The sequence below is a fragment of the Nitratireductor sp. GZWM139 genome (assembly GCF_030068685.1).
Taxonomy (GTDB): domain Bacteria; phylum Pseudomonadota; class Alphaproteobacteria; order Rhizobiales; family Rhizobiaceae; genus Nitratireductor; species Nitratireductor aquimarinus.
On the sequence record NZ_JAMQML010000025.1, the window covers coordinates 1 to 20,536 of the forward strand.

General features: G+C 62.4%; 22 protein-coding genes, 1 tRNA gene and 1 pseudogene. 5 read left to right on the forward strand and 19 right to left on the reverse strand.

Translation table 11 applies throughout. The features are described from left to right. A partial coding sequence (locus NDI72_RS20790) for an SNF2-related protein (RefSeq protein ID WP_283801672.1) occupies positions 1 to 1,404 on the reverse strand: 1,404 nt, incomplete at its 3' end. A 404-nt stretch (positions 1,405 to 1,808) separates the two neighbouring features. On the opposite strand from NDI72_RS20790, the gene NDI72_RS20795 reads away from it, so the two are divergent. Then, positions 1,809 to 1,885, forward strand: a tRNA-Arg gene (locus NDI72_RS20795). Between the two features lie 38 nt (positions 1,886 to 1,923). Here NDI72_RS20795 and NDI72_RS20800 read toward each other — a convergent pair. From NDI72_RS20800 to trbG, 7 genes are all read right to left on the reverse strand, one after another. Then, a complete protein-coding gene (locus tag NDI72_RS20800; RefSeq protein ID WP_283801673.1) occupies positions 1,924 to 3,597 on the reverse strand; it encodes a recombinase family protein in 1,674 nt (557 codons plus the stop codon). After that, positions 3,594 to 3,992 carry an HVO_A0114 family putative DNA-binding protein gene (locus NDI72_RS20805; protein ID WP_029074249.1) on the reverse strand — a complete coding sequence of 133 codons (399 nt, stop codon included), beginning with the start codon at positions 3,990 to 3,992 and terminating at the stop codon, positions 3,594 to 3,596. Before NDI72_RS20805 ends, NDI72_RS20800 begins: the two co-directional genes overlap by 4 nt. After that, a complete protein-coding gene (locus NDI72_RS20810; RefSeq protein WP_127520397.1) occupies positions 3,989 to 4,342 on the reverse strand; it encodes a toxin-antitoxin system TumE family protein in 354 nt (117 codons plus the stop codon). Before NDI72_RS20810 ends, NDI72_RS20805 begins: the two co-directional genes overlap by 4 nt. After that, positions 4,339 to 4,656, reverse strand: a complete 318-nt coding sequence (locus tag NDI72_RS20815) for a hypothetical protein (protein ID WP_029074251.1) — start codon at positions 4,654 to 4,656, stop codon at positions 4,339 to 4,341. The genes NDI72_RS20810 and NDI72_RS20815 overlap by 4 nt, the downstream gene beginning before the upstream one ends. Positions 4,657 to 4,791: 135 nt before the next feature. Further along, positions 4,792 to 5,013 carry a DUF2274 domain-containing protein gene (locus NDI72_RS20820; RefSeq protein WP_029074252.1) on the reverse strand — a complete coding sequence of 74 codons (222 nt, stop codon included), beginning with the start codon at positions 5,011 to 5,013 and terminating at the stop codon, positions 4,792 to 4,794. A gap of 2 nt (positions 5,014 to 5,015) precedes the next feature. Beyond that, positions 5,016 to 6,152: a TraB/TrbI/VirB10 family type IV secretion system protein gene (locus NDI72_RS20825; protein WP_031623920.1), complete on the reverse strand. Its 1,137-nt coding sequence runs from the start codon at positions 6,150 to 6,152 to the stop codon at positions 5,016 to 5,018. Then, positions 6,149 to 7,066: a P-type conjugative transfer protein TrbG gene (gene trbG / locus NDI72_RS20830; protein WP_200523655.1), complete on the reverse strand. Its 918-nt coding sequence runs from the start codon at positions 7,064 to 7,066 to the stop codon at positions 6,149 to 6,151. The genes NDI72_RS20825 and trbG overlap by 4 nt, the downstream gene beginning before the upstream one ends. Before the next feature lie 96 nt (positions 7,067 to 7,162). Between trbG and NDI72_RS20835 the strand changes: the two genes are divergently transcribed. Beyond that, positions 7,163 to 7,540, forward strand: coding sequence for a nuclear transport factor 2 family protein (locus tag NDI72_RS20835; protein WP_029074878.1), 378 nt, complete (start codon positions 7,163 to 7,165; stop codon positions 7,538 to 7,540). Positions 7,541 to 7,545: 5 nt separating this feature from the next. On the opposite strand, the gene trbF is transcribed toward NDI72_RS20835, so the two are convergent. The 9 genes and pseudogenes from trbF to NDI72_RS20880 form a co-directional block, all read right to left on the reverse strand. After that, positions 7,546 to 8,235, reverse strand: a complete 690-nt coding sequence (trbF, locus tag NDI72_RS20840; RefSeq protein WP_031623919.1) for a conjugal transfer protein TrbF — start codon at positions 8,233 to 8,235, stop codon at positions 7,546 to 7,548. Next, entirely contained in the window at positions 8,232 to 9,587 is a 1,356-nt protein-coding gene (gene trbL / locus NDI72_RS20845; RefSeq protein WP_029074256.1) for a P-type conjugative transfer protein TrbL, read from the reverse strand. The genes trbF and trbL overlap by 4 nt, the downstream gene beginning before the upstream one ends. A 2-nt stretch (positions 9,588 to 9,589) precedes the next feature. After that, the gene (gene trbK-alt, locus NDI72_RS20850) at positions 9,590 to 9,856 is read right to left on the reverse strand and encodes a putative entry exclusion protein TrbK-alt (RefSeq protein WP_031623918.1); all 267 of its coding nucleotides are present in this window, start codon (positions 9,854 to 9,856) and stop codon (positions 9,590 to 9,592) included. A gap of 14 nt (positions 9,857 to 9,870) precedes the next feature. Next, on the reverse strand, positions 9,871 to 10,647 hold the full coding sequence (trbJ, locus tag NDI72_RS20855) for a P-type conjugative transfer protein TrbJ (protein WP_029074258.1): 777 nt from the start codon (positions 10,645 to 10,647) through the stop codon (positions 9,871 to 9,873). Continuing rightward, positions 10,644 to 13,136, reverse strand: coding sequence for a conjugal transfer protein TrbE (gene trbE / locus NDI72_RS20860; protein ID WP_029074259.1), 2,493 nt, complete (start codon positions 13,134 to 13,136; stop codon positions 10,644 to 10,646). The genes trbJ and trbE overlap by 4 nt, the downstream gene beginning before the upstream one ends. Before the next feature lie 10 nt (positions 13,137 to 13,146). Then, positions 13,147 to 13,428 carry a VirB3 family type IV secretion system protein gene (locus NDI72_RS20865; RefSeq protein ID WP_029074260.1) on the reverse strand — a complete coding sequence of 94 codons (282 nt, stop codon included), beginning with the start codon at positions 13,426 to 13,428 and terminating at the stop codon, positions 13,147 to 13,149. Next, positions 13,428 to 13,760, reverse strand: coding sequence for a TrbC/VirB2 family type IV secretion system protein (locus tag NDI72_RS20870; RefSeq protein ID WP_029074261.1), 333 nt, complete (start codon positions 13,758 to 13,760; stop codon positions 13,428 to 13,430). Before NDI72_RS20870 ends, NDI72_RS20865 begins: the two co-directional genes overlap by 1 nt. Next, positions 13,757 to 14,752 (reverse strand): P-type conjugative transfer ATPase TrbB, encoded by a 996-nt coding sequence (trbB, locus tag NDI72_RS20875; RefSeq protein WP_029074262.1) that lies wholly within the window; start codon positions 14,750 to 14,752, stop codon positions 13,757 to 13,759. The genes NDI72_RS20870 and trbB overlap by 4 nt, the downstream gene beginning before the upstream one ends. Positions 14,753 to 14,898: 146 nt before the next feature. Further along, positions 14,899 to 15,021 (reverse strand): annotated as a pseudogene (locus tag NDI72_RS20880) (CopG family transcriptional regulator); the annotation flags it as partial. A gap of 61 nt (positions 15,022 to 15,082) precedes the next feature. Here NDI72_RS20880 and NDI72_RS20885 point away from each other — a divergent pair. Beyond that, positions 15,083 to 15,853 (forward strand): alpha/beta fold hydrolase, encoded by a 771-nt coding sequence (locus tag NDI72_RS20885; RefSeq protein WP_031623917.1) that lies wholly within the window; start codon positions 15,083 to 15,085, stop codon positions 15,851 to 15,853. Between the two features lie 76 nt (positions 15,854 to 15,929). Here NDI72_RS20885 and NDI72_RS20890 read toward each other — a convergent pair whose 3' ends face one another. After that, positions 15,930 to 16,403, reverse strand: coding sequence for a hypothetical protein (locus NDI72_RS20890; protein WP_029074263.1), 474 nt, complete (start codon positions 16,401 to 16,403; stop codon positions 15,930 to 15,932). Positions 16,404 to 16,413: 10 nt separating this feature from the next. Then, the gene (locus NDI72_RS20895; RefSeq protein WP_029074264.1) at positions 16,414 to 18,402 is read right to left on the reverse strand and encodes a conjugal transfer protein TraG; all 1,989 of its coding nucleotides are present in this window, start codon (positions 18,400 to 18,402) and stop codon (positions 16,414 to 16,416) included. 269 nt (positions 18,403 to 18,671) lie between these two features. Here NDI72_RS20895 and NDI72_RS20900 point away from each other — a divergent pair, with 269 nt between their 5' ends. Together NDI72_RS20900 and fabF are read left to right on the forward strand one after the other, a co-directional pair. After that, the gene (locus NDI72_RS20900) at positions 18,672 to 19,178 is read left to right on the forward strand and encodes a winged helix-turn-helix transcriptional regulator (protein WP_031623797.1); all 507 of its coding nucleotides are present in this window, start codon (positions 18,672 to 18,674) and stop codon (positions 19,176 to 19,178) included. A gap of 4 nt (positions 19,179 to 19,182) precedes the next feature. After that, complete coding sequence (fabF, locus tag NDI72_RS20905; RefSeq protein WP_084639837.1) at positions 19,183 to 20,445, forward strand: beta-ketoacyl-ACP synthase II; 1,263 nt, start codon at positions 19,183 to 19,185, stop codon at positions 20,443 to 20,445. Positions 20,446 to 20,536 lie beyond the last annotated feature (91 nt).

Here is a 20,536-nt window from a genome sequence, read left to right on the forward strand (position 1 = left end):
GGGATACACCTTAGCTGACTGTCCGATTTTCCGGGACCACTTCAACCAGCCATTGAAAGCCTTCTGCGCTCTTCGAAAAATTTCTTCGATGCTCGCCTGCGTCTTCAGGTTGCTGCTCAGAGCGTCAGAATGCCCCTCATAGGCCAGAGCCAACTGGTTCCTAAGATCGGAGAATCGGTTGTTAACCGGGGTCGCGGATAGCATTAGAACCTTGGTCCTCACGCCAGCGCGAATGACCTGGTTCATCAGTTTCTGATATCGGGTCTCACGGTCCTTAAAGACGTCGTTGTTCCGAAAGTTGTGAGATTCATCGATAACGATCAGATCGTAGTTTCCCCAGTTCACTCGATTAAGTGGGATACCGAAAGACTCGCCTGAGGTTCTAGAGAGATCCGTATGGCAGAGGACATCGTAGTTGAACCTGTCCTTTGCGAATATGTTGGTGGTCAGGTTGGAGTTATAGTTCAGCCAGTTGTCAGCGAGCTTCTTGGGGCAGAGAACGAGAACAGACCTGTTTCGTAGCTCGTAATACTTGATTACGGCCAAGGCGGTGAATGTTTTTCCGAGGCCAACTGAGTCGGCAAGAATGCATCCGTTATACGTCTCCAGCTTATTTATGATGCCTTTCGCGGCGTCTCTTTGATAGTTGAAGAGCTTGGTCCAGACTTCGCTTTCCTGGTATCCTGTGCGATCATTTGGCAGCACATCATCATCAACCTCCTCGAGAAAGTCTTTGAATATATTGTAGAGCATCAGAAAATAGATGCGCTCGGGCGAGTTCTCCTTGTAAACAGCCTCGATGTGTTCGCAGATGGCCTCGGTGACGTCCTTTACCTTTTCCGGATCTGACCAGATGGAATTGAAAAGTTCGAGATAGACCTTCGCCTGTGCGGGATCATCAAAGCGGCTAACCAGATTGGAGACCGCATCGCCTTTCTGGTATCCAAGATCCACTGCCGTGAAGCCGCTGATAGGCATGTAAGTTACTTCGTCCTCTGCCCCCGATACATGGATAAACTGCTGCATCGAAGCTTTGGACGCGTTAGATCGAAAAGACGCTTTCTTGCGGATCCAGTCCGCACATTCGCGTGCCACCGCGCGTTGCGTAAGCTTGTTGCGCAGCTGTATCTCGAATTCTGTTCCATAAAGACCGCTCTCCCGCCGCGACTTCGGAATGTAGAACTCGCGATGTTCCCTACGCAGACGATCCGATGCCTCGTCAGGAATGAAAGTCGGCGCTGTAAAAACGAACTGCAAACTATCTATCTTTGAGAGCTCTGCCTTCAGAGCCTCAAATGCATAGATCGAGAACGTTGAAGCTGCGATCTTCAGACGCGCCCCACGCTGCAAATTAGTCCGAAGGTCATCTCCTAAACGATGGGAAATGTTATCTAAGATATTCATCAACTTCTCAAGGAGCAGAACGGGCGCAAATCAAGATACAACTATAGACCGCAGACAGACGGAAGGATCAACCCTCTCAAGCGCGTGGCGAGAACCTGTTCATGCCAACCAACGCCACGGCCCCGGCTGCATCTCGTAGGTCGGTGAAATAGTAGTTTTATTCCCCACTCCGCTCAGCGCAGGCGAGCCCATTCCGAGCACAATGAAAATCAACCCTTCAGAAAAAACGTGTACACCTTGGCTTGCACTGGAAGAACCACGGCGGCCGACTCCGCGGTCACACCTGCGTCACAATCATTCTTGCAAATCCACCCTTACGGTGTAATTTTGTTCTTTCACAGATAACAGCAACTCGAAGCCATTAGCGGTGCAGTAACAATACGTTAGGACGTTAGGCAGCAAGTGCGCCCGTAGCTCAGCTGGATAGAGCACCAGACTACGAATCTGGGGGTCAGAGGTTCGAATCCTTTCGGGCGCGCCATTTCAGAACAGAACTATGAACGCCGAACGCCGCCGTTTCTACGCTTGAAGCGGCGACCAGCGTTCGCAGCAGTTCCGACTTCGANTCAGAACAGAACTATGAACGCCGAACGCCGCCGTTTCTACGCTTGAAGCGGCGACCAGCGTTCGCAGCAGTTCCGACTTCGATCCCATGATGCGAACCTCGTCGTCGGCAACCTCGACACGCTGCGCCAGCGCGCGTAGATGGTCGCGGCGGTAGCCGCCATCGTTGAGCCTGATCCGTTCACGGGCTTTGCGGGCAAACCCCTTGAGCATATCGGGGGTGACGCCCTGATTGCCTGAACTATCGAGCGCGAGCTGCGTGCGCTCCGCGTCGGCGGCGGCTTGATCCCGCAATGCCTTGAGGCTCACCATGCGTTCCTTTGCCATGGCGTCGTCCTTGTCCACCATGCCGGCTTCGATGGCGTCAAAGAGACGGCCGAGCCGCTGGTCGGCTTCCGTGATTCGCCTTTGAAGCTCGGCAAGATGCTCGCGGCGGCGCTCGGTGCGTTCCTGTCGGCGGTCGATGACGCTGGCAAGGACGGTTTCCAACCGCTTGGGCAGGAGCAGGCGGTCCCCGATATAATCGGCGACCGTATGGTCCAGCTTGTCCATGGGGATCGTGCGACCCTTGCAGCCGGTCTTGCCCTGCCGGGCCTTGGTCGAGCAGGTATAGTAGCGGTATGTCGCGCCCGTGCTGCCTTGGCCGGTGCGAAGCGTCATCGCTCCCCCGCACTTGGCGCAGAAGCAAATGCCGGTCAGGAGCGTCGGGCCGCTGGAGACACGTGCAGGCGTCACCATGGGATTGCGGGACTTGAGGCGGGCTTGCACCGCGTCGAACGTCTCGCGCTCGATTAGGGGCGGCACCGCCATGATGGCGACCTCGCTCTCCGGCTTCTTCTCCCGATCCTTGTGCGAGCGGGTGTTGAACCTGTGCTCGCCGATATAGGTGGTGCGGGTCAGGATGGCGTGGATTTGCGCCAATCCCCAACGCCCTCCGTCGCGGGTGAAGAAGCGGCGCTCGTTGAGATAGGTGGCGATGGCCTTGACGCCCATCGCGCCGGACGTGCCGTCTCCTTCGAGGAACAGGCGATAGATCAGCCGCACGGTGTCGGCGTGCAGCGGGTCGATCTCCAGCTTCTTCTTGATCTTCGATCCGCGCTGCTCGGCCGCGACGATGCGATAGCCGATGGGCGGCCGTGCGCCGTTCCAGAAACCCTGCCGGGCATTCTCGTTCATGGCGCGCAGGACGTGCTTGGCGTTCTCCTTGGACTGGTATTCGTCGAACAGCGCCATGATCTGCCGCATCATCTGGTGCATGGGATCGTCGCCCATTTCCTGCGTGATGGACACGAGCTTGACGCCGTTCTTCGCCAGCTTGCGAACGTAGAACTCCATCTCGAAGTGATCGCGGAAGAAGCGCGAGAAGCTATGCACCACGACAATGTCGAAGGGCGCGGGCTTCGACGTGCCCGCCTCGATCATGCGCTGGAATTCGGGGCGCTTGTCGTTGGTGGCGGTTGCGCCCGGTTCCACATAAGTCTCAACGAGCTGATAGCCGCGCTGCTCGCAATAGGCTTCGCCCTGCCGCTTCTGGTCGGGAATGGAAATATCATGCTCCGCCTGCCGGGCAGTCGAAACGCGCAGGTAGAGCGCGGCGCGGGCGGTAGTGGTTGGGCTGTGAATGTTCATGGTCGGCCTCCCATAGCTTTCTTCATCTTGGGGTGGTCGATCAGGGGCAACGCCAGCTCCACGCGGTCATGCACCACCTTGGGCGCGAGCTTACGCCCATGCCCCGGTTCGAGTCGCACAAGACCGTAGTTCTCCATGGTTTTCAGGGTGCGTGACAGATTGGAGCCGGCCCGGCCGGTGATTTCCGCCAGTTCCTCCAGCGATGCCGGGGCTTTCTCGGCGATGATGCGCAGCAGTTCGCGGTTGCCGGCCGACAGCACCTTGGCAAAGGATTCGGTCGAGGTGAACCACACCTTCGGATCGCTGGGCGCAGGTTTTTCCTCGCCGCGCGCGATCCGCATGGTGCGGGCCTTCATTTCTTCATAGTCGGCAATCCCGACTTTCAATGTGGTCATAGGGCACCTCGTTCCTTCAATACCGCGTCCACGGCCTGCCAGAAGTCGGCCAGCAGCGTGGCCGCATCCTCGTAGGCGTAAGGCTTCACGGTCTGAAAGCGGTGCCGATGGTCCATCGGCGCGCCGCGCCTGCCTCGGCCGACCGGATGGGCATTGTCGAAGCCGACCAGCCGTTCGCCCGAAAGCTCGTGAAGCGTGAGCGAATAATCGAGGCCGTGCGGCTTTTCCGGCGAGGCCGGAACGCGGGTGACGACGAACTTCACCCAATGGCCGCCCTCGGGATCGACAAAGAGCATCTGTCCGTCGAGGTCCAGAAGCGTGTCGAGGCTTGGATCACGATCCACGCTCACGTCTTTTTCCTATCAGTTTGTGATAGGTATTGCAAGCTGTCATTCGGCTTTCTCGGGTTCAAGAGTTCGTCGAACACATCGCCGAACCAACGCTCGAACACGTCAATCTCGGCTTCGGTGACGGGAATGTCTTCGGGCCAGTCGTCGGTGACACGCATCCTCTGCCCATCCGGGCCGAGAAGTGGCATGTTGCCGGCTCGCGTCCGGCCGTCGGGCGTAGGATCGTCGGCGTAGTCGAAAAGATCGTCGGGAAGTGGTTCGGGGATCGACTGTCGCGGTCGCCCTCTCCGGGCGCGGCGGCGCTCTGCGCACATGGAATCCTCCTTGGTTCTGTTGGAATCCGAGGCGCTCAAGGCCCCGGAATTAGGCGAACCATGGAGGGCAGTCGGCGGCCTGTAGCGTGCCGCATTTGCGCCTATGCGCTGGCGGCACCCCTGCCGGGATGGGACTCAGTTGGCGGCTCGCCGTGCCTTGGCGAAGCCGCGATCCGTTGCGATGAACCGCTCCAGCATCGGCACGATGAGCCTGACGGGATCGGCGGCGGGCTGGCCGCTCTCGCGGGCCAGCACCTCGGCATAGGCGACCAGATCGCGGTGAAGTGGCGCAGGCAGCTCCACGGTGATCTTCACGGGCTTGTCGTCGGGCAGCGGGCCGAGTTTCAGCTTGGTCATGGTCAACCTCCTGCCGGTTCGAATACAAGGTCGCGGGTGACGATGATCCTGACCGGGAAGCCGGGCCGGATGGTCAGCGTCGGTGCGACCTGCAACTGGCGCTGGACGATCTGCTGCCCCGCCTGATTGACGGTATCCTGCGCCCCGTCGCGGATGGCCCGGATAAGCCGGTCCTCGTCGCTGGTCGCCAGTTCCGTGCCGACTGCGAGCAGCGTGGACAGCCCTGCGGCCTTCATCAGATCCCACCAGTGGTAATCCACGCCATCCTCAAGCCCGGCGTAACCGGAAGCGTCCGCACCCGGCAGACGCTCAAGGACGATGGAACGGCCGCCCGGCAGGATCAGGCGGTTCCACACCAAGAGCACCCTTCGCTGGCCGAAGGTCACGCCGTCATCGTATTGGCCGATGATGCGCGTTCCCTGCGGGATCAGCAGCAGCGACCCGGTCGGGCTGTCATAGACGTTCTCGGTCACTTGAGCCGTGATCTGGCCCGGCAGGTCCGAACGGATGCCGGTGATGAGCGCGGCCGGAATCACGGCCCCGGCCTGAAGGATGTAGGGCGATGCCGGCGGCGCGACACGATCCGGCGCGACAGTCTGCCGGTCCACGGGTCCATTGAGGAAAGCCGCGTGCCGGTCCTGCGTCGCGGGCTGTCCGCCGAGGCCAAGACCGGCAAGGCTGGGCATGGCCGTCCCTGCCGGCGATCCCGTGCGCGGGCCGGACTGGAAGAACACATTGCTTAAGCGCGCGGCTTCTTCCTCGGCGCGGCGGCGTTCCTCGGCGGGATCGACGGCGGGCGTCGCCATCGTAGGCGGTGCGACGGGCTGCCCTCGGTTCTGCGCGTCGAGGATCGGACGGCCCAAATCTCCGGGCAGCGCGGGGCCGAGCACCGGCCCGCTATAGTCGCTTGGCAGACCGGCGAGGCCGTCCGCCGTGGGCCGGTTCTCGGTCGAGTAGAGTTCGCCGCCGTCCGGCCCTCCGTCGCGGGTCTGGAGCGCATAGATGAGTGCGCCGCCGATGCCGAGCAACGCAACCGCGCCGACGCCCGCCAGCATCTTGCGGGACAGGCGGGTGACGCGCGGCGGCTCGGCGCGCAGCCGCATGGGGGCTGCGGTTTCGGTGATGGTGTTGTCGGTCATGACGGGGAGCCTCCGGTCGCGCTGGCGGGCTGCGCGTCGGCGGCCTGCGTCGGGTTGGTGCGGACGATCCTGACGACCTGCTGGCGGCTGCCAGAGCCAAGGCGCAGCTCGGCCGCGCCGAACAGGCGGTCCACGATCAGGACGTTCTGGTGGACTCGGCTGTTGACGATCTGCGGCTCGCCGTTCGCGCCAAGCACGAAGATGGGCGGCATCTCGCCCTGCACGATCCCGGCCGGGAAGACGACATAGACGCGGCGGCCATCGTCGAAGACGGAGACGGGCCGCCATGGCGGGCTATCGCCCTGCACCTGCAAGGCGTAGCGATAGTTCCGCGCCGCCTCGGCGGGGATGATCGGGGCTGTCGGAACGGTGCGGCGCTGGCCGGGCGTCGCGGGATAGGCCCAGGCGACGGCGGGCATGTAGAGCGATTCCCGGGCGCGCAGCTCGATCATGTAGGTGCGCCGGTCGGTGGTGACGACAAGGTTGGTGGCGATGTCGGGTCGCGTCGGCTTCACGAGGATATGGACGCGGCGGTTCGCGCCCGAACCGGATTCCGTGTCGCCGATGATCCAGCGGGCGGTGTCGCCCGCCGCGATTGGCCCCGCGCCGGTCAGGCTCTCGCCCGGCTCCAGCGCGATCGTCGTGATCTGCCCGACTGCGGCATAGACCTGATAGAGCGCGCCTTCCGACCACGGATATATCTGGATGGCGTTGTAGTAGCCTTCGCGGCGCGGCTCGACGCGGGCGGCTGCATTGGCGTTCTCGACGCGGCCGGTCGGCGTGCCGGCAGCCGTACCGCCCCGCGCCACGGTCCATGCCGGGGGCACATGCAGCGGCCGGGGCGTGTTGTCGACTGCTGCCGCCTGCACGGTCGGCAGCGGCGGAACGCTGGCGTCATAGCTGAATTGCGGCATCCGATTGGTGGCGCAGCCGGTCAAAGCGATTGCCACGACCGTCACAAAAATAGCATACGATAGCGGCTTTAGGATTAGTAGTGAGGAACTGACAGGATGGATACTGTCCCGACGATTGTTGCCCGGTATATCGACGCCTACAACACGATGAATGTTCAGGCGATGCTCGACTGCCTGTCGGGCGACGTTCGGTTTATCAACAGATCGAACGGAGAAGTGACGAACGAGACGCATGGGATTGAGGCATTTCGCGCGTTGGCGGAACAGGGTGTTGAATTGTTTGCGGAAAGAGAACAGACAATTCTCGACTGCATCGCCATTGAGGACCGTGCAGCGGTGCGCATCGGCTATCGCGCCAAGGTCAAGGCCGACCTGCCCAACGGCTGGAAGGCTGGGCAGAAGATCGAGATAGCGGGCACCTCGTTCTTCATGATCTCCAAGGGAAAGATCAGCGAGGTGATTGATGCAAGCTGACGTTTTCATTGGCTCATCTCCCGCGACCACGAAATTGCATTGACGTAGATTCCCAGCGGATTGGCGCGCAGGCGCTCGGCGTCGCGCGGCGGCTGGATGACGATAGTGAGGATGGCCGTCCATCGTTCCGTGGTGGAAAGCTGGCCGTTCTCGAAATGCCTTTCCGTCCACGCGACGCGGAAGCTGTTGGGCGAGGCCCGGATGACGCTGGACACCTCGACGGCGACCTGTTGGCGGCCGACCTTGGTGAAAGGGTCATTGGCGCGGGCGTAATCGTTCAATGCCGCCGCGCCGCGATCCGTGGTCCATTCATAGGCGCGAAGCCAGTTCTGGCGGACGATGATCGCGTCGGCCGGGATCGCGCGGACCTGTTCGATGAAGCGGCCGAGATGGAAAGCAATCTGCGGATCGGTCGGGCGATAGTCGGCATTGGCTGGCGCGACGGTCTGCGCCTGACCGAGATTGTCCACCTGCACGACCCAAGGCACCACGGTCCCACGCGCGGACTGCCAGACCAGCGCAGAGGCGAAGCCGGCCGAGAGGATCAGCGAGCCGAAGGCCATGAGCCGCCAGTTCCGCGCCTGCACGCGGGCCGAGCCGATACGCTCGTCCCACACTTGCGCGGCGCGCTGATAAGGCGTCTCGGGTTCCGGCGTCTTGCCGTAATGAGTTGCTGGTCGTTTGAAGATGCTCATGAGCGGTCACTTTCGGAAAGATTGATGGAGGAACCGGAGCCGTGGCTGTCGCCGGAGCGCACCGCATGGGCGGCCATGGTCGTGCCGTGGTTGAGGGCTTGCGAACGCTGCATGCGCTGCGCCCAGGCCGGAGGACCGGCGGATGGTGCCGGCGATGCGGGCGCAGCATCGCTCCCGCCGACCGTTCCCATGGTGGAGCTGCCGCCGCTTGCGCCGAATCCGGCCTTCGAACCTTCGGAGAAGCTGGATTTGACGGATTCGCTGGCCCGCGCGGCGGCGCGTTTGAGGGGTGAGATGGCGGCCGAACCTGCTGCGCGGCCGACGCCGCCGAGACCGGAGGCGACGCCTGCCGCGCCGGACTGGCCAAGCGATCCGACGCTATAGGCGGCGGTCGCCGCGCCCGCGGTGGCCGCGCCGCCGCGGACGGCCGCGGCCCCGCCGGACAGGGCAGCGGCACCACCTTTGGCGGCGAGCATGGCCCCGCCGCCAGCGGCGACGGCTGCACCTGCGACCGCAAGCCCGGTTCCCACGGCAGCACCCGCGCCGAGCTGCGGGCCGCCCGAAACGATGCCGTTTGCTATGCCGGGGCCGAAGATGCCGAGGCCGAGCAGCGACAGAGCTGCCAGCACAATCGCCATGGCGTCGTCGATGGTCGGGGTCGCCCCGCCGAAACCGGCCGTGAATTGCGAAAACAAGGTGCTGCCGATACCGATGATGACGGCGAGCACCAGAACCTTGATGCCGGAGGACACCACGTTGCCCAAGACCTTCTCGGCCATGAAGGCGGTCTTGCCGAACAGGCCGAAGGGGATGAGGACGAAGCCGGCAAGCGTGGTCAGCTTGAACTCGATGAGGGTCACGAAAAGCTGGATGGCGAGGATGAAGAAGGCCAACACCACGAGCGCCCATGCGAACAGCAGGCACGCGATCTGGATGAAGTTCTCGAAGAAGGCGATCCAGCCCATCAGGTCGGAAATGGAGTCGAGCAGCGGGCGGCCGGCGTCGAGGCCGGTCTGCGCTACGCGGCCCGGCCGCGTCAGACCGGTGACAGAAAAGCCGGTGCCCGACGCCATGAGACCGAGGCCGGCGAAGCTCTCGAAGACGATCCGGGCGAGGTTGTTCCAATTGCCGATGATGTAGGCGAAGACGCCCACGAAAAGGGTCTTCTTCACCAGCCGAGCGATGATGTCGTCATCTGCGCCCCATGCCCAAAAGAGCGCGGCAAGCGTCACGTCGATGACGATCAGGGTGGTAGCGATGAAGGCGACTTCGCCAGACAACAGCCCGAACCCGCTGTCGATGTAGCGCGTGAATACGCCGAGGAAATTGTCGATGACGCCCGTGTTTCCCATGGTCAGCGCGCCTCGCTGCGGTCACGGCCGAGGAAGCGGTCGCGGGATTCAGCCCATGCGGCGAGGCAGTCGGTGTCGCTCGCCGCCGCCTCGCCGAGTTGCTGGCAACGGCGCAGGGTTTCGCGCAGGGGATCGGCCGGGGGCTGGAGGGCCGATGCCGGCCGTGACGCGGAAGGCTCGTCCTTCCGCGTCATGTCGATTGCGGTCACTGTCAAGGCAATCGCAACGAACACCACGGCCCCGAGCCGGACCAGCATCTTGCCGTCCATGGCGAGCCTCCCGGTCAGTTGTTGCCGTTGTTGAACATCTGCGCGTTACCCGGCTGATAGCCGCTGCCGGGCGTCAGGAAACGCTCGCGCTGGATGCGGCCCTGTTCGGCGGCGGTCGCGCGCTCGGCTTCGGTCAGCGCGTCGGCGCGGCCGTTCGCCGAGATGACCGCGATCAGATCGGAAAGCTGCTGTGACTGGAGCGCGAGAAGCTGGTTGCCGGCCTGCGTGGCTTGCAGCGCGCCGGTCGCGCCTTGGCTCTGGCCGACAAGCGCGGCCATCTCGGCGCGGTTGCTGTCGATGTTGCCGACCGCACCCGCCTGCACGCGCATTGCGTCCTGCAAGCCGCCGACCGTGTTCTCCCACCGGCTGCGCGCATCGGCGACAAGCTGGGCGTCGGTCGTCGAAAGCGAGACGTTGCCGTATTGCTGTTGAAACGCTTGGTCGATCTGCCCGACCTCGAACGCGATGTTCTGCGCTTGGCTAAGAAGCTGCTGCGTCCGGCTCACGTTCTGCTGGAGCTGCTGGAGCGACGAATACGGCAGGCTCGCCAGATTGCGGGCCTGATTGATGAGCATCTGCGCCTCGTTCTGGAGGCTGGTGATCTGGTTGTTGATCTGCTCCAGCGTGCGCGCTGCCGTGAGCAGGTTTTGCGCGTAGTTGCTCGGGTCATAGACGATCCGGCCGAAACCGAATTGCGCATGGGCCGGGCTTGCCAGCATGGGCGACAGCGCGACGGGCACTGCGAGCGCCAGCGCGAGGGCCGAAGCCCCGACAAACTTGGGATAGGTCATGGAAGAATCTCCTGTGTGGGGTGGGTATCGAGCCGGGCCGGCGCGGCGGATTCCGGCCGGTCGGCAAGATTGGTGAGGTTGGGGATCAGCTCGGCCGCCCACTCGACGCCGCGCGCGCGTAGCCATGCGGCGAGGAAGCCGTCGCGGCCGTGTTCGGCGACGATCTGTGCAATGAGCGTCTGGTCGGATTTGGCGGATGCGGCGCAGAGCGCGAGGCCGATTTCGGACAGGCCAAGCTCGAACAGGCGATTGCCGCGCCTCGACTGGCAGTAGTAGTCGCGCTTGGGCGTGGCCCGTGCGAGGATTTCGATCTGCCGGTCATTCAACCCGAAACGCCGGTAAATCTCGGTAATCTGCGGCTCGATGGCGCGCTCGTTCGGCAGCAGAAGCCGCGTCGGGCAGCTCTCGATGATCGCGGGCGCGATGTTGCTGCCGTCAATGTCGGACAGGCTTTGCGTGGCGAAGATGACGCTGGCGTTCTTTTTGCGGAGCGTTTTCAGCCATTCGCGGAGCTGGCCGGCGAAACCCTCGTCGTCCAGCGCAAGCCAGCCTTCATCTATGATGAGAAGCGTCGGCCGCCCGTCGAGCCGGTCGCCGATGCGGTGGAACAGGTAGGACAGCACGGCCGGGGCCGCTCCAGTCCCGACAAGGCCCTCGATCTCGAACGCCTGCACATCCGCCGAGCCGAGATGTTCGGCTTCGGCGTCGAGCAGCCGGCCATAGGCACCGCCGACGCAGAACGGCCGGAGCGCCTGTTTCAGATCGTTGGATTGCAGCAGCACCGCAAGGCCGGTGATGGTGCGTTCCTCGACCGGGGCCGAGGCCAGCGAAGTCAGCGCCGTCCAAAGATACTCTTTGACCTCGGGCGTGATGGCGATGCCTTCCCGCATGAGGATGGCGGCGATCCAGTCCGCCGCCCATGCGCGTTCATAGGTGTCGTGGATGCGGGCGAGCGGCTGGAGCGAGACGGACGCCTCGGCCCCTTCTGTCAGCCCGCCACCAAGGTCGTGCCAGTCGCCGCCCATGGCGAGCGCGGCGGCGCGGATGCTGCCGCCGAAGTCGAAGGCGAAGACCTGCGATCCGGCGTAGCGCCGGAACTGCAAGGCCATAAGGGCGAGCAGCACGCTCTTGCCCGCGCCCGTGGGGCCGACGACAAGGGTGTGCCCTACGTCGCCGACATGCAAAGACAACCGGAACGGGGTTGAGCCTTCGGTCTTTCCAAAGAGCAGAGGGGGCGCACCGAAATGCTCGTCCCGTTCCGGCCCCGCCCACACCGCCGACAGCGGGATCATGTGGGCGAGATTCAATGTGCTGATGGGCGGCTGGCGGACATTGGCGTAGGCGTGTCCGGGCAGGCTGCCGAGCCATGCGTCAACCGCGTTGACGCTCTCGGGCATGGCGGTGAAGTCGCGCCCCTGAACGATCTTCTCGACCAGGCGCAGCTTCTCGTCGGCTAGGCGCGGGTCGGCATCCCATACGGTGACGGTGGCCGTGACATAGGCCATGCCCGCCACGTCCGCGCCGAGTTCCTGCAAGGCCATGTCGGCGTCGAGCGCCTTGTTGGCCGCGTCGGTGTCCACCAGCGCGGACGCCTCGTTGGTCATCACCTCTTTCAAGATCGCGGCGATGCTCTTGCGCTTCGCAAACCATTGGCGGCGGATGCGGGTCAGCAGCCGCGTCGCGTCGGTCTTGTCGAGCAGGATCGCGCGCGTGCTCCACCTGTAGGGGAACGGCAGGCGGTTCATTTCGTCGAGCAGGCCCGGCGTCGTCGCGGTCGGGAATCCCACGATGGTCAGCACGCGCAGATGCTTGGTCCCAAGGCGCGGCTCCAGCCCGCCGGTCAAGGGCTGGTCGGCGAGCAGCGCATCGAGGTGCATGGGCACCTCGGGCACGCGCACGCGATGCCGGTTGGTCGAGATGGTGGAGTGGAGATAGGTCAGCGTCGCGCCATCATCCATCCAACGGCACTCGGGCATGAAGCCGTCGAGCAAAGCCAGCACGCGGTCGGTGCGGTCGATGAAGCCGCGCAGCAGCTCCCACGGGTCCACGCCGGTTTTCTCGCGGCCCTCGTAGAGCCATGTTTCGGCGCGGGCGGCTTCCTCGGCCGGGGGCAGCCAGAGGAAGGTCAGGAAATAGCCCGACACGAAATGCGTGCCTGCTTCCTCGAACCCGGCTTTGCGCTCGGCATCGACCAGCGCCGATGCCGCATCGGGAAAGGTGCTGTCGGGATAGGTCGCGGCCTCGCTGCGCTGCGCCTCAACAAAGATGCTCCAGCCGGAGCCGAGGCGGCGCACGGCGTTATTGATGCGGCCGGCGACGGCGACCAGCTCGGCCGCGACGGCGGAATCCAGATCGGGACCGCGAAACTTCGCGGTCCTCTGAAAACTGCCGTCCTTGTTCAAGACGACGCCGGAGCCGAGCAATGCGGCCCATGGCAAATAGTCGGCGAGCCGGGCGGCGGTGCGGCGATATTCGGAAAGGTTCATCATGGCCGCGCCCTCACACCGCCAGATGGCCGGGGACGCGCAGATGCCTACGCCCGACCTCGACGAATTGGGGATCGCGCTTCGCCGCCCATACGGCTGCGAAATGGCCGATTGCCCAAATGGCGATGCCGACCAGCCAGAGGCGCAAACCGAGGCCCACGGCTCCGGCCAGCGTTCCGTTCATGATGGCGATGGAGCGCGGTGCGCCGCCGAGCAAAATATGCTCGGTCAGCGCCCGGTGGACCGGGACCGTGAAGCCCGGCACCGCGTCGAGCAGTTCGAGGCCGCCCGCCATCAAACGAGCGCCCCGCCGCCGAACGAGAAGAAAGACAGGAAGAAGCTCGATGCGGCGAACGCGATGGACAGGCCGAAAACGATCTGGATCAGGCGACGGAAGCCGCCGCTGGTATCGCCGAACGCGAGGGTCAGGCCCGTCACGATGATGATGATGACGGCGATGATCTTGGCGACCGGCCCCTCGATGGACTGGAGGATTTGCTGCAAGGGCTGTTCCCATGGCATCGACGAACCGGACGCATGGGCGGCCGGGGCAAGCATGAGGCTGATGGCAAGGGCAGATGCGGCGGTCGTGGCGAAGCGATAGCCGCGCGTAAGGGTGCGGATCATGAAGATTCTCCTGTGCTGGTGGGGATTGCCGAAGGGATGGGATGCGTGATGCGGTAGTCGCCGTCCGGCCCCAGCCCCTCGACGCGGGCAAGCTCGGCCAGCCGGCGCGCGGAACCGCGCCCGGAAAGGACGGCAACAAGGTCGATAGTCTCGGCGATCAGCGCACGCGGGACCGTGACGACAGCCTCTTGGATGAGCTGTTCAAGGCGACGAAGCGCGCCGATGCCGGTGCCGGCGTGAATGGTGCCGATCCCGCCGGGATGGCCCGTGCCCCATGCTTTGAGCAGGTCGAGGGCTTCCGATCCGCGCACCTCCCCAATCGGGATGCGGTCGGGGCGCAGGCGCAGCGAGGACCGCACAAGGTCCGACAGGCTGGCGACGCCATCCTTGGTGCGCAGCGCCACCAGATTGGGCGCGGCACATTGCAGCTCGCGGGTGTCTTCGATGATGACGACACGATCCGCGCCCTTGGCGACCTCCGCCAAAAGGGCATTGGTGAGCGTGGTCTTGCCGGTGGAAGTGCCGCCCGCCACCAAGATATTGGCGCGGGCTGCGACGGCTTCGCGCAGCGTTTCCGCCTGATCGGCAGACATGATGCCGGCGGCCACATAGTCGTCGAGCGTGAACACCGCGACGGCAGGTTTACGGATGGCGAAGGCCGGCGCGGCGACCACGGGCGGCAAAAGGCCCTCGAACCGTTCCCCGCTCTCGGGCAGCTCTGCCGAGACGCGGGGGCTGCGGGCATGAACCTCTGCGCCGACATGATGCGCGACCAGCCGCACGATGCGTTCGCCATCGGCGGCGGACAGGCGTTCGCCCGTGTCGGAAAGCCCTTCGGACAGCCGGTCCACCCAAAGGCGACCGTCCGGGTTCAACATTACCTCGACCACGGCCGGGTCTTCGAGCAGCCGGGCAATGGCGGGGCCGAGCGCGGTGCGCAACATGCGCGCGCCGCGCTGGATCGCTTCCTGTCTGTGGTGGTTGGTGGTCATGTCGGCCCCGGCTTCTGGCGGGGCGCAACAGGCGGTCCCCGGATCGGGGTCGATTAAGAAAGCCCGGAATTGGGCCGGTTCAACAAGTATCTAAGCGGCGGCGGCAATCGGCGGCCATCGGCGGTAAATAGGACGGGTCCGAATACTTATTCTTGATCGCCGTTGCTCTCGGATTCGTCCGGCAACGGATCGTCGGGAAGTGAGTCGAGGTCGCGCGACAGCTCTTTGAGGAACCTGTCGCCGGTCGCCAGACGCCGGCCGAGATTCTGCTGCCTTTCCACCTCTCCTTTTTGCTACCGAAGTTGCGATCAGGCTTGTCGCACGTTATTAATGGTCATGCCCTATGTTAAAAATGACGACGTTCTCGTGAGGTATGAGACGTTTGGTGATGAAACGAACCTGCCTCTTGTCCTGATCTTTGGCATCAGCATGACCTGTGAGGACTGGTTAGAACTTGGCTACATCTCAGGATTGGCTAAGGAATTTCATGTCGTATGTGTCGAACCTCGCGGGCACGGGCTAAGCACATGCCCCACGAATTCGTCCTCTTACGCATTGCCCAAAATGGCTTCTGACATTGAAACGGTAATCAACACCCTAGATCTAGTAAATCCATTAGTCTGGGGATACTCGCTCGGCGCAAAAATAGCGCTCGCTGCCGCCGTTCAAAATCCAGAGGCTTATCGAGGATTGATTCTTGGGGGGTTCGAGCTTCACTCTGAAGTCGATTTGGCGACAGATATGGTTGCCGAAACATTTTCCAGTGGAGCACAAGCTTGGCTTGCTGTTTGGATGCAAATGTTCGATGTGCCGGACGGCATGGCCACCCGTCTTGCTCGCGTCAACACCAACGCACTTCATGCATTACGCACCGCTGAAGCTGAATGGCCGCCCTTGGGTGCGGCTTCTGAGTCGTTCACTGCGCCAGTTTTACTTTATGCAGGCGAAAAGTGCTTTTTTCGGAATGCAACAGCCGCCGCCGTCGCACATTTCCCATCAGCACGGTATCTCGAACGCCCTGGGCGAAATCACTTTGATCTGATGCCTGATAGCGCGTGGATAACCGGAGAGGTAGTTCAGCAATTCGGAAGCTCTAGATAACATTGATGCGTTGACGGAGAGAAGTAGGCGAACCTAGCGCCGCGCATAGCGACTATAGTCGGTGCAATAATCTTCATCAGCGCTCCTGCGTTGGATGATTGTTCAACCCCGGAAGACCTTCTTCAGGCCCAACATCTCTCGTAATCTCCTTCAAGAACCTGTCGCCCGTCGCCAGACGCCGGCCGAGATTCTGCATGAATCCTTCAAACCGTTCCGCACCTTTCGCGCGGGCAGCAGATTGCGCGGCTCCTGAAAGCGGCGGCGTGATGGTCATCCAGAAATGGATGAACTGCGCGACCGTCTCGCCGAGGACGGCGAGATCTAGGTCGAGCGTGTCGATCTGGCGGCCGAGTTTATCCAAGCGGCGAGACATGGCGGCTTCAAGCTGGTCGTCGGCATCGCCGGACAGGTAGGACATGACCGCCGCCTCCACGATGGCGGATTTCGAGACATTGCGGCGCAGCGCCGCCGAGCGGCGCAGCGCCATCGCCTCGATCTGCGGGATGAGCGCTGGGTCGAAATAGAGATTCAGGCGGGTGCGTGTGGTCATAGGCGTGTCCTCAAAGCTCGATTCCATCATCGGGGTTCATCGCCACCTGCCGCGCCACCATCCTCATGCGCTGGCGGATAGTGCGGGCCTTGGCCGCGTCAACATCCGGCTCGTCGTCCAGAATGTCGAACTCCTGTTCGGGGGATGGCGGCGGGGTGACGATTTCCTCATGCTCGGGCAATTCCGGCTCGCGGCGGATGCCGGCGTTGGCCGGATCGCCCTCGGTCGCATCTGCGGCGACCGTTGCGGAACGGCTTCCCGCCGCGACCACGCGGCCGGACCAGTCATCGGCGGATGGGCTGGGCGCCAGCGGAGCGGCGACCAGATCGGGCGGGGTCAGGATGCGTTCCTGAAACCGCGCATCCTCGAAATAGCGGGCCTTGGTTGCGCGGATCGGCGGCGTGCCCGCGACCATGACGATTTCGTCGGTTGGCGGAAGCTGCATGATCTCGCCCGGCGTGAGCAGCGGCCGAGCCGTCTCCTGCCGTGAAACCATCAAGTGACCTAACCACGGTGCAAGGCGATGGCCGGCGTAGTTGGTGGAATCGCGCAACTCGGTCGCGGTGCCAAGCGCGTCGCTCACCCGCTTGGCCGTCCGCTCGTCATTCGTGGCGAAGCTGACGCGGACGTGGCAGTTGTCGAGGATGGCGTTGTTCGGCCCATAGGCGCGCTCGATCTGGTTGAGGCTCTGCGCGATCAGGAAGCCTTTGATTCCATACCCCGCCATGAAGGCGAGCGCCGATTCAAAGAAGTCGAGCCGGCCGAGCGCCGGAAACTCGTCCAGCATCAACAGCAGGCGATGGCGCTTGCCGGAGGTGGTCAGTTCCTCGGTCAACCGCCTGCCGATCTGGTTGAGGATCAGGCGGATAAGCGGCTTGGTGCGGTTTATGTCGGACGGCGGCACGACCAGATAGAGCGTGACGGGCCGGCGGCTGCCGACCAGATCGGCAATGCGCCAGTCGCATCGTGCCGTCACCTGCGCCACCACGGGATCGCGGTAGAGGCCGAGAAATGACATGGCTGTGGAAAGGACGCCGCTGCGCTCGTTCTCGCTCTTGTTCAGCAGCTCGCGGGCCGACGACGCGATGACGGGATGAACGCCAGCCTCGCCGAGATGCGGCGTATCCATCATGGCGCGCAAGGTCGCCTCGACCGGGCGACGCGGATCGGACAGGAAGTTGGCAACGCCCGCCAAGGTCTTGTCCTTCTCCGCATAGAGGACATGCAGGATCGCGCCGACCAGCAGCGAATGACTGGTCTTTTCCCAATGGTTCCTTTTGTCCAAGCTGCCTTCGGGATCGACCAGAATATCCGCGATGTTCTGCACGTCGCGGACTTCCCATTCCCCTTGCCGGACCTCCAGCAGCGGGTTGTAGGCCGACGATCTGGCGTTGGTTGGATCGAACAGCAGCACGCGGCCATGCTTCGCGCGGAAGCCCGCTGTCAGCGTCCAGTTTTCGCCTTTTATGTCGTGGACGATGGCGGATGCGGACCATGTCAGCAGCGTCGGCACCACCAGCCCGACACCTTTGCCGCTGCGCGTCGGGGCGAAGCATAGGACATGCTCCGGGCCATCATGGCGCAGGTAGTCCCGGTTGTATCGGCCGAGCAGGACGCCATCGGGACCGAGCAGGCCGGCGGTGCGGATTTCCCTATCCTCTGCCCATCGCGCCGAACCATAGGTGGCGACGTTGCGCGCCTCCCGTGCCCGGATGATCGACATGAGGATGGCGGCGGCGATGGCGAGGAAACCGCCCGATACGGCGATGATGCCGCCCTCGACGAAGATCGCGGGCGCGTAGGCGTCGAACGAAAACCACCACCAAAAGAAGGCCGGCGGATAATAGACCGGCAGGCCAACCAGCTCGAACCACGGATTGCCAAGCTGGGGCTGGAAGCCGAGGCGAAACGCTACCCATTGCGTCGCCGCCCACGTCATCACCAAGACGATGGTGAAGACTACGGCGATCTGACCCCAAAGGATTCGGCCTCCGCGCAATGCAGGCTCCAGTCGGCAAAAGAGACGGAGCCGATCAGAGAGTAGGCAAAATCGGGACAGGCAACAGGAAAGCGGATGCGAGAGGGCTGCCGGATACTATCGGCGGCAAATAGGACGGGTTGCATTCACCGCCATCCGGCCGGGTGATCGCCGCTGCTCAACTGGTCGGGCGAATCGCCGCAATGGATGCCTCGGATAGCCCTCGCGTCATGTCGCCGCTGTCACATATGTAACTTGCATAATGGAAGTAACGCCATTATGGATGTGCCATGCAACGAACAAGCTTTCTATCATCCGAATGTCCCGCAGCCCGAGCGCTGGAAAGCGTCGGTGACTGGTGGAGCATCCTGATCCTGCGGGACGCCTTCCAAGGGTTGAGCAAATTCGATGAATTCGAGAAGAATCTCGGTATTTCCACGAACATTTTGGCGAGGCGATTGAAACATCTCACAGCCGAAGGGTTGTTTGAAAGGCAACGATACAATGATCATCCGCCTCGATTTGAATACGTCCTTACCGACAAGGGGCGAGATTTCTATCCGGTAGCAATCGCCCTGTTCGCATGGGGAAACCGGAATCTTGCGCCCAATGAAATAGCCATGCGCCTTGGCGACAGGGAAACCGGTAGGGAACGAAACGCCATCATAGTCGATGCGGATACTGGAGAAAAAATCACTCCTGAAAACACGGTTCTTCTAGCAGGCCCAGCGGCGACGGAAGAAACGATGCGCGTCATAAACCGTGTGAAGCGGGTAAACTCAGAAAAAGCGGAATAATCAAATGCGTCGAATTGTTATAACCGGCATGGGTCTGGTGGGCCCTCTTGGTTCCGGGACCGAAACAAGCTGGAAAAGGCTCTTGGAAGGAAAATCAGGAATTAGGAGTTTGCCCGATGAAATCTCCAGCGACCTGCCGGTGAAAATCGGAGGACTCGTTCCCAGCCTGATTGAAGATTCCGAAGCCGGTTTCGATCCCGATGTGATCGTTGACACAAAGGATCAACGAAAAATGGATCGCTTCATTCTGTTCGCACTAGCGGCCGCGATGGAGGCTCTTGAAACGGCGGGATGGCATCCTACGTGCGACTACGAACGTGAGCGCACGGCGACAATTATTGCCTCTGGTATAGGCGGATTTCCTGCAATTGCTTCAGCAGTTCGTATAACGGATACACGGGGAGCACGGAGGCTATCACCCTTTACCGTGCCATCGTTTCTGGCCAATCTCGCGGCAGGACATGTTACCATCAGGCATGGATTTACAGGTCCTATTGGCACGCCTGTAACCGCCTGCGCTGCCAGCGTTCAAGCCATCGGCGACGCCGCGCGGCTGATACGCTCTAACGAGGCCGACATCGCTCTGTGCGGCGGGGCAGAAGCATGCATTGATAAGGTTAGTCTTGGGGCATTTGCTGCCGCGCGAGCACTATCCACCGGCTACAATACTACCCCGGAACTGGCGTCGAGGCCGTTCGACACCGGGCGCGATGGTTTCGTAATGTCTGAAGGGGCGGGTCTGATCGTCATAGAGGAATTAGAACATGCCCTCGCTCGGGGTGCCAAGCCCATAGCGGAATTGGTGGGATACGGCACAAGCGCCGATGCACATCATATGACTGCCGGTCCAGATGACGGCCGAGGCGCGGCCCGTGCGATGGGAATTGCACTCCACAGTGCTGGGTTGAAACCAATCGATATTCAACATTTGAACGCACATTCCACCTCCACCCCCGTAGGAGATCGAGGAGAAATTGCCGCGATACAATCCGTGTTCGGCAATCATGATGTGGTCGTAAGCGCCACGAAATCGGCTACCGGGCACCTACTTGGTGCCGCAGGCGGTATTGAGGCAATCTTCACGGTGCTCGCTTTGCGCGATCAAATTGCTCCCCCAACGAGAAATTTAGAAACCCCCGATCCTGTTGCCGCTGGTATCGACCTCGTTCGCCAATCTGCGCGGCCCATTCTCATGGAACATGCCATTTCCAACGGATTCGGCTTTGGCGGTGTTAATGCAAGTGTCGCTTTCCGGCGATGGCAGTAACAGTCCCGGACTGTGCTTCCGCAAACACTTCGGTTCGCTACGCAACGATGGTCAGATAACGCTTTTGAGAGGAAGGTCGAATAGAGCATTG